Source organism: Micromonospora sp. MGP-C2 (genome assembly GCF_057766525.1).
The window spans coordinates 1199953-1214954 of the sequence record NZ_JBYMEN010000002.1 but is presented as its reverse complement, the minus strand read 5'-3'; the positions used below and the strand labels follow the sequence as shown (position 1 = coordinate 1214954).

Sequence of the window (15002 nt, the reverse complement as noted above, 5' to 3'; positions counted from 1 at the left end):
CAACCGTCACCGTCATCAGTGCCGGGCGGCGCCGTTCTCGCTGACCGGCTGCCCGAAGGCCAGGAACGGCACGGGGGTCGGGGCGTCGGGCCGAGTGAAGATCCGCTCGGCCTCGTCCGTGGGCGCGTCCGCCGGCCGGTCGGTGGGCGTGTTCACCGACTCGTCGAGGTTGGTCGGCCGGTGCGAGCGCTCGGCGTCGGACTGCTCACTCCCGGACTGGTCGGCAGCGGACTCGTCGTCACCAGGCCGGTCGCTTTCGTTGCGCACCTCAGCGACCCGATCGGCGGGGGAGCGGTCGGCGCTGGGTCGATCGAAGCTGGAACGGGAACCCAGCATCGGGTACTCGGCGGTCTCCGTACCCCCGGCGGCCGCGGCCATCACCGCGGCGGCGGCGAGGTCGGCCACCCGCTTCGCTTCCCGCTGCACCCGGGCGCGGACCTCCTTGGCGTGCCGCTCGGCGGAGTCCCCGGCGCGTCGGGCCTCCTCCAGCCGGGCGCTCTCGGCGGTGAGGTCCCGGCGGACCTCACTGAGCCGCTGCTGCATCCTCGACAGCTCGTTCTCCAGCGTCTCGCCCTCCTCGCGGATCTCGGCGAGCTGCTGACTGCCGGTCTCCAGCTCGGTGTGCAGCGCGGTGGCCTCCTGCTGACGCTCCTCGATCTCCTGCTGGAGGGCGGTGAGCTGCTGCTGGTGGCTGGCGGCCTGCTCGTCGGCGCGGTTGCGCAGCTCGGTCACGTGCTGCTGCGCTTCGGCCAGCAGTGCGGCGATCTGCTGCTCGGTCGCGTTGCTCTGCTCGGCGAGCTCCTGCTCAGCGGCGGCCTGCTGCTCGGCGATGTCCCGCTCGGCGGCGGTCCGTCGCTCGTTGACCTCGCGCTCCACGTTGGCCTGCCACTGGGCCATCTCCTGCTGGTTCTTCGCGCGGGCCGACTGGAGTTCCTGCTGGATCTGGGTGCGGGCCGACTTCATCAACGCGTCGGCGGCGACCCGCGTCTGGTTGAGCTGCTGCGCGCTCTGTTCGGTGATCCGCTTCGCCTCGTGCTGGGCGCGCTCGTGGGCGGCCTCACCGTCGGCACGCAGCTGCTCCGCGTGCTCGCGGATCGCGGTCAGCTCGGCCTCGGCCAGGGTGCGCCGCTCCTCGTGCGCCTGCTCCTGCTCGGTGCGCCGGGTCGCCAACTCCTCGGCCAGGTCCTGGCGTGCCTGCGCGGCCCGCTCACGGGTGTCGGCGAGGATGCGCTCCGACTCGCTGCGCAGCTCGTTCGCCCGGTCGGTCGCCGACTCGATGATCATGGCAGCCTGCTTGTCGGCGAGCGTCATGATCTCGGCGACCATCGGCCCCAGATCGTGGATCGTCGCGCGGTCCACCTGCACCGGTTGCTCCTGAAGGTCGGCCAGTTCGGTACGCAGTCGCTGCACCTCGGCGGTCAGTTCACGGACCCGAACGGCGGAACGCCCATGCTCCCCACTGAGCATCGCGATCTGACCGTCGAGCTGCTCCAGGTGTCGGTCCACCTGGCGTTTGTCGTAGCCGCGCAGGGTGAGCTCGAAGTGTGGCCGCGAGGCCGCATCGTCGCGTCCTGCGCGCGGCTCAGCGCCAATGGACATGCACCATCCTCCGTACGATCGGGGGGCGTGAGGGTCGGCGGTCGCCTGCCCCGCGGGCCGTCAGTGTGGCGCAACGCTACCGCCGAGCCGACCTCATGCGAAGTCCCGCCCCACCCCCTCTCACGTCCCAGAGCCCGCCGGCCCTCGGCCCACCCCCCGCCTGCGTCGATCATGGAGTTGTGGTGGGTGACAAAGGTCGTGGACCATCACCATTCCGGCACCACAACTCCATGATCGACTGAGTGGACTTCCCGCGCGGCGACGGCGGTCTAGCGGCGGCGCGCCACGAGCACCGCGTCGTGGATTGTTATCTGCTGGCCGTTCTCGTCGGTGGCTGCGCGGGGGCGGGCCTCGGCCGTCAGCACCTCCCAGTCAGACGGGTCCAGGGTGGCGGCCACGTCCTCGGCGGTGAACATCATGTCCGGCATGTGCATCCGGCGTGCCGTCGTCCACAGATCCGACGGGTGGTGCCCGACGATCAGCAGAACTCCGTCCGGCGCCACCGCCGCGGCCAACCGGGCGAACAACTCCTGTCGCTGCACCGGCGGCAGGTGCATGAACTGCGCCGACACCAGGTCGTACGCCTCCTCGGCGGGGGGCTTGTCGCGCAGGTCTGCGTGCGTGAAGTCGATCCGAGCACCGACGCCGGCGGTGTCGGCGTGCGCGGCGGCCCGGTCCAGTGCGGTGGTGGAGATGTCCACCGCCGTGACCTGCCAGCCGCGCTCGGCCAGCCACACCGCGTCGGCGCCCTCCCCGCTGCCCACGTCCAGCGCGCGCCCCGGGCGCAGGTCCGCGACCTCGGCGACCAACTGCGGGTTCGGCCGACCACTCCAGACCGACGGCCGGGACTGGTAGCGCTCCTCCCACGCCGGTTCCTCGAACGCGGTGGCCACCACCTGGCGGTACGCGGTGACCGCAGCCTGGGTCTCCTCGGCGATCAGGTCGGCGTTGATCGCCGCGCCGGCGGTGAGGCCGGCCGCGGCGGACGTGATCACCTGGCCACGGATGTCGGCCACGTTGCCCGCCACCCAGACGCCCGGGACGCTCGTCGCGCCGGTGGGGTCGGCCGGGATCTGGGCGCCGATGACGTGCTCGCCCATCGTCACCTCCTCCGGGGCCAGGCCCAGCCCCACCAGCAGGCCGGAGCGGGGGGTCAGCCGCGTCGCGACCACCACCGCGTCGAGCGCCACCACCCGACCGTCGGCCAGCCGTACGCCGGTCAGCGCGTCCCCGGTCACCTCGATCTCGGCGATCGGGCCCGGGACCACCGCGATGCCCCGGGCGGCGAGCCGCTCGGCGGCCTCCGCGTCCGGTGCGGGGGCGTCGTGCAGCAGGAGCAGCACGTTGGCACTCCACTGTCGCCACATCTCGGCCTGGTGCACGGCGAACGGTCCGGTCGCCAGGATGCCGATCCGCCGGTCGCGGACCTCCCAGCCGTGGCAGTACGGGCAGTGCAGCACGTCGCGTCCCCACCGCTGGGCCAGACCGGGCACGTCGGGCAGTTCGTCGGTCAGCCCGGTGGTCACCAACAGCCGACGGGCGCGCACCGAACCCCCGCCGTCGAGGCCGAGCCGGAACCCGTCGTCGTCGCGGGTCACCTCCTCCACCCGCCCGGTGTGGAACTGCCCGCCGTACCCGGCGACCTCGGCCCGCCCGACCTCGAGCAACTCGCCCGGCGGCGTCCCCTCCCGACCCAGGTAGTTGTGCACCCGGTCGGCCGGCGCGTTGCGCGGCTCACCGGAGTCGATCACCAGCACCGACCGGCGGGCCCGGCTCAGCGCCAGGGCTCCGCTGAGCCCAGCGGCGCCGCCGCCCACCACCACCACGTCGTATGTCTCTTCCACCGGTATCTCCCTCTGACTCTGTCGGCTGAGCCCACCATGCGTCGCCCCCGTCCAGGTGGCAACTATCCTTGCCGTTATGGCAAACGAGGACTCCGCCGCGCTGGCGGCTGTCGGCCCCCGGCTGCGTGCCCTGCGCAATCAACGCGCGATCACGCTGACCCAGCTCGCCGACCTCACCGGCATCTCGGTGAGCACCCTGTCCCGGCTGGAATCCGGCAGCCGCCGACCCACCCTGGAGCTGCTGCTCCCGCTGGCCCGCGCCTACCAGGTGGCGCTGGACGAGCTGGTCGACGCCCCGGCCACCGGCGACCCTCGCGTACGCCCTAAACCGATCGTCATCCACGGCATCACGTTCCTGCCGTTGACCCGCCGACCGGGCGGCCTGCAGGCGTTCAAACAGATCTTCCCGCCGGATCCGTCCGCCGGGGAGCGAACCCCGCAGGCCCACGAGGGGTACGAGTGGCTGTACGTGCTGTCCGGCCGACTGCGCCTGCTGCTCGGCGACCGTGACCTAATGCTGACCCCGGGCGAGGTGGCCGAGTTCGACACCCGGGTCCCGCACCTCGTCCTCAACCCCGGCCCCGGCACGGCCGAGGCCCTCAGTCTCTTCGGGCCGCAGGGGGAGCGGTTGCACGTTCGCGCCCGACCCGCCGCGGGCTGAGGCGCTGACCCCGCTGGTGGCGGGCCGGGCGGCAGGGATTTCCGACCACGGTCTGCGCCACCGGACCGGTGATCACCGGCGACGCGGTGTGATCAGCCCCGACTCGTACGCCCACACGACCAGCTGGGCGCGGTCGCGGCAGTGCAGCTTCGCCATCGCCCGGTTGACGTGCGTCTTCGCCGTCAACGGACTGATCACCATTCGCAGGGCGATCTCGTCGTTACCCAGCCCGCGGGCGACGAGTTCGACGATCTCCTGTTCGCGCGCGGTCAGCACCTCGCGTCCGGCCACTGGCTCGGCCGGCGGTGGGCCGGCCACGAACTCGCTGATGAGCGTACGTGTGACGGCCGGGGCGAGTAGCGCGTCGCCGCGAGCCACGACGGCAACGGCCTGCAGCAGGTCGGCGGGGTCGGCGTCCTTGAGGAGGAAACCGCTGGCGCCGGCGCGGAGTGCGGCGAACACGTAGGAGTCGAGCCCGTAGTTGGTGAGGATGAGGACGCGGACCGCGGCGAGGTCGGGATCAGCGGCGATGAGCCGGGTGGCCTCGATACCGTCGAGCCCCGGCATCTGCACGTCCATGAGCACGACGTCCGGGCGTAGGCGTCGCGACAGCTGGACGGCCGATGTGCCGTCGGTGGCCTCGCCGACGACCTCCAGGTCGTCCTCGGCGTCGAGTAGTGCCCGGAATCCGGCCCGCATCAGAGCCTGGTCGTCGACGAGCAGGACTCGAATCATGGTGGGCCGTCCAGGGGGAACGTCGCCCGTACCGTGAATCCGTGGTCGTCGCGGGCGGCGGCCCGCAGCGTACCGCCCAGCCCGGTCACCCGTTCCCGCATGCCGCGCAGGCCCACGCCGGGCGTCGTCGTCCGGTCCGGCGACGCCTGGCCGTCGTCGGCGACCGAGACGGTCAGCTGTGCCGGGGCGTACTCGACGTGGATCTGCGCGGTGGCGGGACCGGCGTGGCGGGCCACGTTGGTCAGGGCCTCCTGGACGACGCGGTACCCGGCCTGGTCGACCTCGGCGGGTAGGTCCCGGGGCCGACCGGTGACGGTCACCTGCACCGGTACGCCGGCCGCCCGGGTCCGCTCGGCAAGCTCGTCCACCCGGGCCAGTCCGACGGGGTCTCCGTCGGTGGGGGAGCGGAGAACGTCGAGCGTCGTGCGCAGTTCCCGCATCGCGGCGCCGCTGGCCTCCTGGATCGCCAGCAACGTGGCCGACGGTTCCTCGCCGTGCTTGCGGGCCAGGTGCACGGCGATCCCGGCCTGGACCTTGATCACGGAGATGCTGTGGGTCAGCGAGTCGTGCAGATCCCGGGCGATGCGCAGGCGCTCCTCCCCGGCACGACGCAACGCCATCTCCTCGCGGGTGCGTTCGGCCTCGATCGCCCGTTGTTCGACCTGTTCCAGGTACGCCCGACGCTGCCGGGCGACGAGCCCGGCGACGTTGGCCGCCACAAACCAGCCCAGCAGGAGGGCGGTCCAGTCGACGATCAGCTGGCCGGGCCGGTCGGCGGGCGCGGCCGAGATGTCGCGGGCCAGGAAGCCGCCGAGGAAGACCAGACTGGCCGAAACGGTGGCCGATCGGTGCCCCCGCCAGGCGGCGACGTACGCCGCGCCGAGGACGGGGAACGCCACGGACAATCCGGGGTGCACCCGGACGTGCAGGGCCAGCATGGCGGCGGTCACCACGCCCAATGCCACCACCGGGTAACGCCGGCATACCGCCATGGCCGCCGCCATGGCCAGGACCAGGAAGACGTCGACCACCCGCACCGGAGCGGCGTCCGGCGCGAGCGCGGCATTGCCGAGCAGGAGGCCACCGAGGGCGAGGCCGCTGAGGGCGTACGGCAGGTCGCGACGCATGGTCGCACTGTAGAACGGGCCGCCACCCGCGAGCATCCACCGCCTGCGGTAGGTGGGCGTACTGCGGACGCGGTATCGGCGGCCAGCCAAGTGCCTGCGGTGGCACGACGCTTTTCCGACCTCTCGGGTCAAGCATCGAACCCATGACATACCGCTTCTTCACCCCCGTTCCAGCGAGTACGGCGACCGGTCTGACCGGCGAGGTCTACCGGCAGCTGAGAGACGAGTTCCTCGGGCCGGCGCCCACCTTCCAGGCGCTCGCGGCCGTGCCGGAGGTGCTGGCCGCGACCTGGTCGCTGATGCGTGAGGCCCTGCTCGCCGGGGACGGGTCCCGGGTCGACCGCGAGATCGTCGCGTCGGCGGTGTCGCGGGCCAACCGTTGTCGGTTCTGCGTCGACGCCCACGTGATGCTGCTGCACGCGCTGGGTGAGCACGAGGTGGCCGAGGTCATTGCCCGTGGCGGGACGCCGTCCGAGCCGGGGCACGCCGAGCTGGCCGCCTGGGCGGAGGCGAGCCGCAGCCCGATGGCCGCCGGCTGGACAAGTCGGTACGGCCCCGAGGTCACCGGCACCCTGCTCGTCTTCCACTTCATCAACCGGGTCGTCTCGGCGCTGCTCGACCCCGATCTGCTGCCCGGCGGCCTGCAACGCTCCTCAGTGGTGCGGTCGGTCGGGGGTCGGCTCTACGCCAGGACGGCCCGGGAACCGAGGCAACCCGGCCGCAGCCTCCCGCTGCTCGACGTCGGTACGACGGAACCACCGGCCTGGGCGGGGGAGAGCCCGGTCGGCGTCGCGTACGCGGCCCTGAGGAACGCCGCCATCCAGTGCGGGGACCTGCTGGGCGACGTGGCGCGCCAGACCGTCACGGCAACCGTGCGCTGGGAGGACGGCCGCTACCCCGCCCGGCCCTCGGACTGGGCCGTCGACCTGGTCCGGGACGTACCCGGAACGGACCGCGTCGGGACCCGGATCGCGTTGCTGGCGGCGTTCGCACCCAGCGCGATCAGCGTGGGCGACGTGGCCCTCTGGCGGCTCTCCCATCCCGCCGACGCCGATCTCGTGCGGCTCGTCGCGTACGGGGCGATCACGGCCACCGATCACGTCGCCCGGGCCCTGACCTCGGCACACCTCTAGGAGCTCACCATGCGCAAGGCATTCGTCATCGCCAGCATCCTGTTGCTCGTCTCGTTCGCCCTGCAGTTCGTCTTCGCCGCCGTGGGCGGGTTCACGAAGCCCGCCGGCGACGGCGCGTACGCCCTGCACAGCGTCAACGGCATGGCGGTCATCCCCGTTCTCACAGTGCTCACCGCCCTGTTCGCCGCGCTGGCGAAGGCGCCGGGCCGGATCATCGGACTGGCGGTCCTGCCTGTCGGGCTCGTCGTCGTGCAGGCGCTCATCGCCATGCTCGCCAACGCGTCCACCGACGACGCCGGCGCCAGCACGCCGCTGGGCCTGACCATCGCCGGGCTGCACGCGGTCAACGGAATCATCGCTGTGCACGTCGTGGTCGGCGTGTTGAGGGCAGCGCGACAGCTGGACCGACCGGAACCTGTCGACGCCGCACCCGTGACGGTTCTCGAGGGGGAGCCGGCATGACCACCGGCTCGCTGCTCGCGGCCGACCTCGTGATCGCGGTCCTGGCGGCCGGCGGATGGCTGGGCGGCGGTGCGGCGTCCGCCGCTCGGCGTCGCCCGCTCGCGCTGGGGCTGGCGGCCTTCGCGCTGCTCGCCACGCTCGCCCGCGCGGTCACGATCACCGCGCTGGCCCGCACCGGCTGGTGGTTCGCGGCGGAGAAGGTTCTCATCGCCGCCCCACTGTCGCTCGTGGCGGTGGCCGTCGCCGGGCCGCGGTTGCTGCGGGCCGCGGGTGACATCCGGTCCGTCGCGGTCCCGCTCCTCTTCGCCGGGTACGCGCAGAGCAGCGCCCTGCTCGTGACGCTGCTGCACGGCTATCCGGCGTCGGCGGGTGTGGGACTGCTGGCGGTCGCCGGGGTGCTGGCGGCAACGGCGGTCTCGTGGCTCGCCCTCGGCGCGCGCCCGTCCCGGATGGTCTCCCGGACGGCCCTCGGGGTGGCGGTCGCGGCGCTGGTCACCGGAACCGGGCTGGTCGTCGCCCCGACCGCCGCGCCCGGCGTACCCCATGATCACGAATATGGGGATGCGCGGACCGTCGGCGAACCGACCAGGCGGTTCACCCTGACGGCCGCGACCGCCACGGTGCGGGCGGGCGGCCGGGACGTCGCGGCGTGGGCGTTCAACGCGCAGGTCCCCGGGCCGGAGCTGACGGCCACCGTCGGCGACGTCATCGAGGTGACCTTGCGCAACCGGGACATCGCCAAGGGCGTCACCCTGCACTGGCACGGGTACGACGTGCCGAACAGCCAGGACGGGGTGCCCGGAGTGACCCAGGCGGCGGTCCGGCCCGGGCAGGAGTTCGTCTACCGGTTCCGTGCCGACCAGGTCGGCACGTACTGGTACCACACGCATTCGGTCTCCGACGTCGGCGTGCGGATGGGCCTCTACGGTGTCCTGGTGGTGCGCCCGACGCCGGTGACCGGCGTCGACGTCACAGTGCCGGTGCACACCCTGGCCGGTGTCGCGCTGCCCGAGCCGAGAACGGAGCCGGTGGCAGCGGGGGTGCCCGTGCGGCTGAGGCTGATCAACACCGACAGCACGACGCACCGGTACGCGTTGGCCGGCACCCCGTTCCGGGTCGCCGCGATCGACGGATCCGACCTGCACGGCCCGACCCCGCTCGTGGACACCGCCGTGTCGATCCCGGCCGGGGGACGCTACGACCTGGTGTTCACCGCGCCCGCCACGCCGGTCGCCCTGTTCGTCGATGGCCGGGCCGTCTACTCGACCGGACCGGTCTCGGCGGCCACCACCGCCTGGCCGGTGTTGGATCCGCTCACCTACGGCGGCGCTTCCGCGGTGCCGTGGTCCCGGTTCGACAGGGAGTTCACCCTCGTTCTCGACCGCGGCCTGGACCTGCGTGGACTGCTCCCGCGATACGCCCACACCGTCAACGGCGCGGCCGACCCGGACATCCCACCGCAGGTCGTACGCCTCGGTGACGCCGTGAAGTTCACGATCGTCAACCGGTCCCAGATCGTGCACCCGTGGCATCTGCACGGCCATCACGTCCTGGTGCTGTCCCGCAACGACCGACGGGCGACGGGCAGCCCGTTGTGGTTGGACTCCTTCGACGTGCGCCCCGGCGACGTGTGGGAGGTGGCGTTCCGGGCCGACAACCTAGGAATGTGGGCCAACCACTGCCACAACCTGGCGCACGCCGAAGCCGGGATGACGCTGCACCTGATGTACTCGTGAGGGAGCCTCCGGCGCGATGCCGGAGGCTCCCTGGTGTTTGTGCCCGGTCAGTTGAGGGCGTAGATCTCCGCGGCGGTGGTCCACGGGTTGCCGTTGACCTCGCTCAGGGCGCGCAGCCGCAGGTACTGCCCGGTCTTGGCGGTGAACCGGACCTCCTTCTGGCTGGCGTTGTTGGCGAAGGTGCCGGTGGCCACGGCCGTTCCCCAGTTGACGCCGTCAGTGCTGACATAGACCTCGTACTGGCCGATGCGCCCGTTGGCGGCGCCGCCGCCGCTGTCCTGCCGGGGCAGGTAGCGGATTCCGGAGACGGAGTAGCTCGCACCGAGATTGATCTGGATCTCGTGGGGCATCGGGGCGTTGCCGCCGGTGTACCTGGTGTGCCAGATCGTGCTGAGGTTGCCGTCGAAGGCGTTGGTGGCCGCCCCGTTCTCGGCGGCGGTCTCCTGGCTGTCCGTGTACTTCAGCGACCAGCCGGTGCGGGGGATGACGCCGGCGCTGGGCACGCAGACCGTGCTCAGCTGGTGCGCGCCCCGGTCGGGACGGCATCCCTGGGTGACGGCGCCACCGAAGTAGTCGCGGCTGCCCGGGGCGGTCATGACCTGGCCACTCGCCAGTGCCGGTGAGCCGGCGCGAAGCCGGTAGCCACCGGCGTCACTGATCGAGGTGGCGGTGCCCGGCGAGACGAACAGCGGATCGGCGGTGAGCTTGTTCGAGTCGGTGGGTTCGCCGGCCGGGTGCTGGCCGTAGAACACGTTCGAGTCGAACAGCAGAGCGCCGGCGTTGTAGCTGGCCTGGGTCGTGGTCACGTAGAAGATGTTGTTGTAGAACTCGACGTTGGCACCGGCTGAGCCGTTGCCGTTGTTGATGATCTGGGCTGCCTCGCCCACGTAGAAGACGTTGTTGTAGATCTTCGTGTTGGTGAGCTTCCCGCAGACCAGGTCGAAGATCTGGCCGCGGTCGTTCTGGCTGATGTTGTAGCGCACGATGTTGTCCTTGGTGGTGGAACCCCCGCCGTTGCACAGCAGGATGAAGCCGCCCTCGTTGTCGTGGCTGTAGTTGTACTGGTAGATGGTGCGGATGTTGCCCTCGTCCAGGTCGAGGCCCTGGCCGTCACAGGTGCTCCGGCCACCGCTGACCTCGTTGAACTGGAACAGGGCGTCGTTGATGTTCCAGCCCCAGATGCCGGCGGCGCACTGCGCTGGCTCGCGGACCCGGAAGCCGTCCACCCGGTTGTTCTCGACCAGGGCGCTCTGGGTGTGGTGCACGTCGATGGCGTCGCCGCCGATGTCGGTGACCGTGTTGCCGCGTACGACGACCCGGGTCTGCGGAAGCCAGTTTCCGCAGGTGGAGCCGCAGTTCGGGTTGGCCAGCTCGGGTCGGACCATCCAGCGGGTCCAGAAGTGGATGCCGTAGCGGTCGACGGTGGCGATCGTGTTGTTGTTGATCAGCACGTCGTCGAACTTCGTCTGCGTGGTGTAGCCGAGGACCTCGAAGAAGATGCCGGCGCTGGCGTCGTCGTCCTTCTTGGTCTGGTTGCCGTTGACGTCGTGGACGCTGAGCCCGGTCACCCGGTAGTAGGTGCCGGTGCCGGAGTTCTCGCGGATGATGTGCACGCCACGGCGGGTGGCGATCGCCGATCCCTTGTTGGAGATGTCCAGGTTGCGGATCTCCCAGTACTGCTGGTTGTAGAGCTTGACCACGTCGATGACGGCGCCGTTGCCGGCGAGCACCGGCTTGGCGCCGCTGCCGTACGCGTCAACGATGATCGGTGCGCCGGCCGCGCCGGAACCCTTGGGGAAGAGTTGCTGGTTGGCGCAGGTCGTGCCTCGCCGGATCAGGATCTGATCTCCGGCGGCGAACGTCCTGGCGTTCACCGGCGTGAAGCTGTTCCAGGGACTGGCCTGGGTGCCGCTGCCCGAAGTGCTCGCGGAGCAGTCGACGTAGTAGTTCGTTGCGGCTGCCGCGGCGGGGGGTGCGGCGACGAGTATCGCGGTGGCTAGCGTGGTCAAAGCCATCAACGAGGACCTGAACAAACGCATCGGAAGTCCTAACCATGGGGGTGGTGGGGGAGAAGTTCACTTCCTTGGAGCTGTTCTGCGCGTACGACCGGGGGTGAGGCCAGCGACGGGCCCGGGGGACCGCGGGCTCGTCGGCCGGCGCCGGTCCGGGTCACCGGAACTTTCTGTTGTAGTCCGCGAGAAGGCCGATCAGCACGGCGAGCGCCACGAGCATGATCGCGAGGTTGCCCCATCCGACAGTGGGCCGGACGACCACCACGGTGACGACGCAGACGAGCGCGATCAGCAGCCGGGCGACGATGAGCAGAGTGGCACGCGTGGATTCCTTCATGACATCCCTTTCTCGGGCCTCAGCCCTTGACGCCGCCGGCAGCCATACCCTGGATCAGGCGACGCTGGATCAGCGCGTACAGGAGCAGCACCGGCACGATGACGATGACCATGCCGGCGTAGAGCCGCCCGGGGTCCGCGGCCGCCTTCTGCGCGGCCATCAGGTTGAGCAGGCCGACCTGCAACGTCTTGCCCTCGCCGGGCAGCAGGGTCAGCGCGATGACGAAGTCGTTCCAGTACGCCAGGAAGTTGAACAGGATCACCGTGGTGACCGCCGGCCGGGCCATCGGCAGCATCACCCGCGTCATGATCCGGAACCGGGACGCGCCGTCCAGCAGCGCCGCCTCCTCGAACTCCGCTGGAATCGAGCGAAAGTACGCGGTCAGCAGATAGATCGTGAACGGGATCGAGGTCGCCGCGTAGACCAGCGAGAGCATCGCCGGGTTGTCGAGGAAGAACCCGTCCGGGAACACGTCGACCAGCGCGCGGTCCCAGTCGACCAGCATCAGGAAGATCGGCACGACGATGTAGTTGACGTTGACGAAGAGCCCGGCCAGCAGTGCCACCTCGACGATGCCCTTGCCGCGGAACTCGTATCGGGCGACGACGTACGCCGCCGGCACCGAGACCGCCAGCACGAAGACCAGGCCGAGGAGCGTGACCAGGACCGACGTGGCGAAGTAGCGGCCCATCTGCGCGCCGCCGAACGCGTCGACGTAGTTCTGCAGGTGCAGGCCTTCGGGCAGGGCCCAGGGGCTGCCGAAGAACTCGCTCTTGCGTTTGAGTGAGGCCACCAGCACCCAGGCGACCGGGATCACGATGAGCAGCGTGATCCCGCCGACGAGCAGGTGGGTGAGGCCACGGCCGGGCCGTGGACCGGATTTGTTGATCGTGGTCATGGGAGTGTCCTCTAGAACTGGAGGGGCTCACGCCGGGTCGCGCGGCTCACCAGGAGCGACACGAGGAACGAGAAAGCGAAGATCACCACGCCGATGGCCATGCCGTAGCCGTAGGCCGAGTTCGTGTACGCCTGCTTGTACATGTAGCTGAGCAGCACCTCGGAGGCGCCGTCCGGGCCGCCGCCGGTCATCGCGCGAACCAGCACGAAGCTGAGGTTGACCGCGCTGAGGATGAAGAAGGTCAACGTCGTGCGCAGGTTCTGCCAGATCAGCGGCAGCGTGACGGCGAAGAACTGCCGGCTGGCCGAGGCGCCGTCGAGCGCGGAGGCCTCGTACAACTCCTCCGGGATGCTCGCCATGCTCGACATGTAGATGACCATGTAGTAGCCCAGCGACTGCCACAGCATCGCGGTCGCGACCGAATAGAGCACCACCTTCTGGTCGCCCAGCCAGACCTGTTGCAGTCCGTCCAGCGAGAGCAGCCGGAGTGTGCCGTTGAGCAGGCCGTTCTCCTGGTCGTAGACGGCCGAGAAGATGGCCGCGATGACCACGACCGAGAGCACGTTCGGGATGTAGAGCACGAACCGGTAGAAGGTGTGGCCGCGCAGCTTCTGCCGGGTCATGACGGCCGCGAGGAACAGGCCCATCCCCATCGTCACCACGGTCACGACCACGAGCAACGCGACAGTGTTCTGGAACGCGCGCAGGAACTGCTCGTCGTCGGCGAGCTTGGCGAAGTTGTCCAGGCCGACGAACCGCATCTGCGCCGAGAAGCCGCTCCAGCTGTAGAGCGACATCCGGAACACGCTGACGGTCGGCCAGATCATGAACAGCGCGAACAGTGCCAGCGCCGGCAGCAGGCAGGCGGCGACGAACCGACCGTCGCCGCGCCGGCCGCGTGCGGCGGAGCCACGCGCTGACGCCGGGGACCTGCTGGGCGTACGCCTGCTGGTGCCCGTGGGTGGTGGAGTGAGGGTCGTCGTCACCGTGACCAGTCCTTGGTTCTCGCGGGGGAGGGGATCGGCGGCAGCCCGGTCCCGGGCTGCCGCCGGGGCGTCACTTGCCCGCTTGCCGCAGCTTCTCGCTGGCGTCGTTCAGCGCGGTCTGCCACTGGTCGACCGTCTTGTCGCCGCTGATGATGCTGTTCGCGGTGTCGAAGAGCGTGCCCTTGATGTTCACGCCCTCGACCGGCGCGGTGCTGGCGAAGCCGCCAACCAGAGCGGTGACGGTCGGGTCCTCGTAGAGCTGGTAGAACGGGGCGATCTCGGCGGGCAGCGTCGAGGCGATGCCCTTGACCGGCTGGATCGCGTTGGCCTTGGCGAAGATGCCGGCCGCCTCGTCGGAGTAGAGGTACGCGACGAAGTCCTTCGCGGCGTCCTTGTTCTGGGCTCCGCTCGGAACCCAGGCCGACTCGACGATCGTGGTCAGGTAGCGCTTGCCACCTGCGGTGACCGCCGGCAGCGGAGCCATCGCCCACTCGAACCCGTTGGCGCGCGGCGCGTCCTTCATCTCACCGACGACCCACGTGCCGTTCGGCATGAACAGCGTCTTGTTGTCGAGGAGCGACTGCTGGTTCTTGGTGAAGTCCTGCTCGTTCGCGTACCCCACAGTGGTCTTCGCCGCGTAGCTCAGCAGCTTGGCGGTGATGTCCAGGGCCTGGCGGGCCTGGGCGGTCTTCCAGACGCCGTCGGAGTAGGTCATTGCGTCCTTGTAGAACTGGTCACCGCCCACGTCGGCGAGCAGCGCGAAGAAGAACGAGTCGAGGTAGCCCGCGGTCGGGTAGGTGAACAGCGCGATGCCCTCGGCCTTGGCGGTGTCGCCGAGCTTGAACATGTCGTCCCAGCTGGTGGGGACCTGCCACCCCTTCTGCGCGAAGAGACCCTTGTTGTAGACCAGGCCGGTCGGCGCGTAGTACATCGGCATCAGGTAGGTCTTGTCGTCGTTGTACGGGTTCGTGCTGAGGTTGCCGACGATCCCGTCCGCGAGCTTGGCCCGCACCGTGGTCTGCTCGCCCGGCACGGTCATGTCCAGGACGCCGGTGAGGTCCTCCAGCGCCTTGTCCTTGACCAGCGTCTCGGCGAGCGCGGCCTTGCGGCCCTGGGGCAGCACCACGACGTCCGGGAACTTGCCGGCCTTCATGTTCGGGCTGATCTCGTCCTCAAGGGTCTTCGAGAGCTGCAGCTGCACGTCCACATCGGGGTGCTTGGCCTTGTACGCCTCGACGACCTGGACGTACATGTCCCGGCCGTAGCCGCCCTCGAAGGCCGCGACCTTCAGGGTCTTCTTGCCGTCGGCGTTGTCGTCGCCTCCGGAACAGCCCGCGATCAGGCTGAGCGCTGTCGTCGCGACGACAGCAAGGACGATGGGTTTTCTCAACATGGGGGTGGTCCTCCGGGGCGGGGCGCACATCGGTGCGGGAGTGATCGGCGTGCACGGGGGCGCGGTCCGCTAGATCACT

Annotated in this window: 13 protein-coding genes; 4 read left to right on the top strand and 9 right to left on the bottom strand. The window is 70.3% G+C overall.

The features are described from left to right. Nucleotides 1-15 precede the first annotated feature (15 nt). Complete coding sequence (locus AC3CF1_RS05285) at nt 16-1599, bottom strand: DivIVA domain-containing protein (protein WP_488449691.1); 1584 nt, start codon at nt 1597-1599, stop codon at nt 16-18. 269 nt (nt 1600-1868) lie between these two features. Beyond that, nucleotides 1869-3449, bottom strand: coding sequence for an FAD-dependent oxidoreductase (locus AC3CF1_RS05280; protein ID WP_488452043.1), 1581 nt, complete (start codon nt 3447-3449; stop codon nt 1869-1871). 70 nt (nt 3450-3519) lie between these two features. Here AC3CF1_RS05280 and AC3CF1_RS05275 point away from each other — a divergent pair, with 70 nt between their 5' ends. Further along, a complete protein-coding gene (locus AC3CF1_RS05275) occupies nt 3520-4104 on the top strand; it encodes a helix-turn-helix domain-containing protein (protein ID WP_141909729.1) in 585 nt (194 codons plus the stop codon). A 72-nt stretch (nt 4105-4176) separates the two neighbouring features. On the opposite strand, the gene AC3CF1_RS05270 is transcribed toward AC3CF1_RS05275, so the two are convergent. Then, nucleotides 4177-4839 (bottom strand): response regulator, encoded by a 663-nt coding sequence (locus AC3CF1_RS05270; RefSeq protein ID WP_354980649.1) that lies wholly within the window; start codon nt 4837-4839, stop codon nt 4177-4179. After that, nucleotides 4836-5966, bottom strand: coding sequence for a sensor histidine kinase (locus tag AC3CF1_RS05265; RefSeq protein ID WP_328848313.1), 1131 nt, complete (start codon nt 5964-5966; stop codon nt 4836-4838). Before AC3CF1_RS05265 ends, AC3CF1_RS05270 begins: the two co-directional genes overlap by 4 nt. Before the next feature lie 143 nt (nt 5967-6109). Between AC3CF1_RS05265 and AC3CF1_RS05260 the strand changes: the two genes are divergently transcribed. The 3 genes from AC3CF1_RS05260 to AC3CF1_RS05250 are packed head-to-tail and all read left to right on the top strand — an operon-like array spanning nt 6110 to nt 9297. Continuing rightward, a complete protein-coding gene (locus AC3CF1_RS05260; RefSeq protein WP_354980647.1) occupies nt 6110-7099 on the top strand; it encodes a carboxymuconolactone decarboxylase family protein in 990 nt (329 codons plus the stop codon). Between the two features lie 9 nt (nt 7100-7108). Then, nucleotides 7109-7561, top strand: coding sequence for a DUF6220 domain-containing protein (locus tag AC3CF1_RS05255; RefSeq protein ID WP_354980646.1), 453 nt, complete (start codon nt 7109-7111; stop codon nt 7559-7561). Further along, a complete protein-coding gene (locus AC3CF1_RS05250) occupies nt 7558-9297 on the top strand; it encodes a multicopper oxidase family protein (RefSeq protein ID WP_488449690.1) in 1740 nt (579 codons plus the stop codon). Before AC3CF1_RS05255 ends, AC3CF1_RS05250 begins: the two co-directional genes overlap by 4 nt. Nucleotides 9298-9344: 47 nt before the next feature. Here AC3CF1_RS05250 and AC3CF1_RS05245 read toward each other — a convergent pair whose 3' ends face one another. The 5 genes from AC3CF1_RS05245 to AC3CF1_RS05225 all read right to left on the bottom strand — a co-directional run bounded on the left by AC3CF1_RS05245 (nt 9345) and on the right by AC3CF1_RS05225 (nt 14923). Beyond that, on the bottom strand, nt 9345-11312 hold the full coding sequence (locus tag AC3CF1_RS05245; RefSeq protein WP_488449689.1) for a discoidin domain-containing protein: 1968 nt from the start codon (nt 11310-11312) through the stop codon (nt 9345-9347). Between the two features lie 154 nt (nt 11313-11466). After that, nucleotides 11467-11646 (bottom strand): DUF6903 family protein, encoded by a 180-nt coding sequence (locus AC3CF1_RS05240; protein ID WP_099854229.1) that lies wholly within the window; start codon nt 11644-11646, stop codon nt 11467-11469. A 19-nt stretch (nt 11647-11665) separates the two neighbouring features. After that, nucleotides 11666-12544 carry a carbohydrate ABC transporter permease gene (locus AC3CF1_RS05235; RefSeq protein WP_488449688.1) on the bottom strand — a complete coding sequence of 293 codons (879 nt, stop codon included), beginning with the start codon at nt 12542-12544 and terminating at the stop codon, nt 11666-11668. 11 nt (nt 12545-12555) lie between these two features. After that, nucleotides 12556-13530: a carbohydrate ABC transporter permease gene (locus AC3CF1_RS05230; protein WP_231927418.1), complete on the bottom strand. Its 975-nt coding sequence runs from the start codon at nt 13528-13530 to the stop codon at nt 12556-12558. A 70-nt stretch (nt 13531-13600) separates the two neighbouring features. Further along, nucleotides 13601-14923, bottom strand: a complete 1323-nt coding sequence (locus AC3CF1_RS05225; protein WP_354980643.1) for a carbohydrate ABC transporter substrate-binding protein — start codon at nt 14921-14923, stop codon at nt 13601-13603. Nucleotides 14924-15002: the final 79 nt, after the last annotated feature.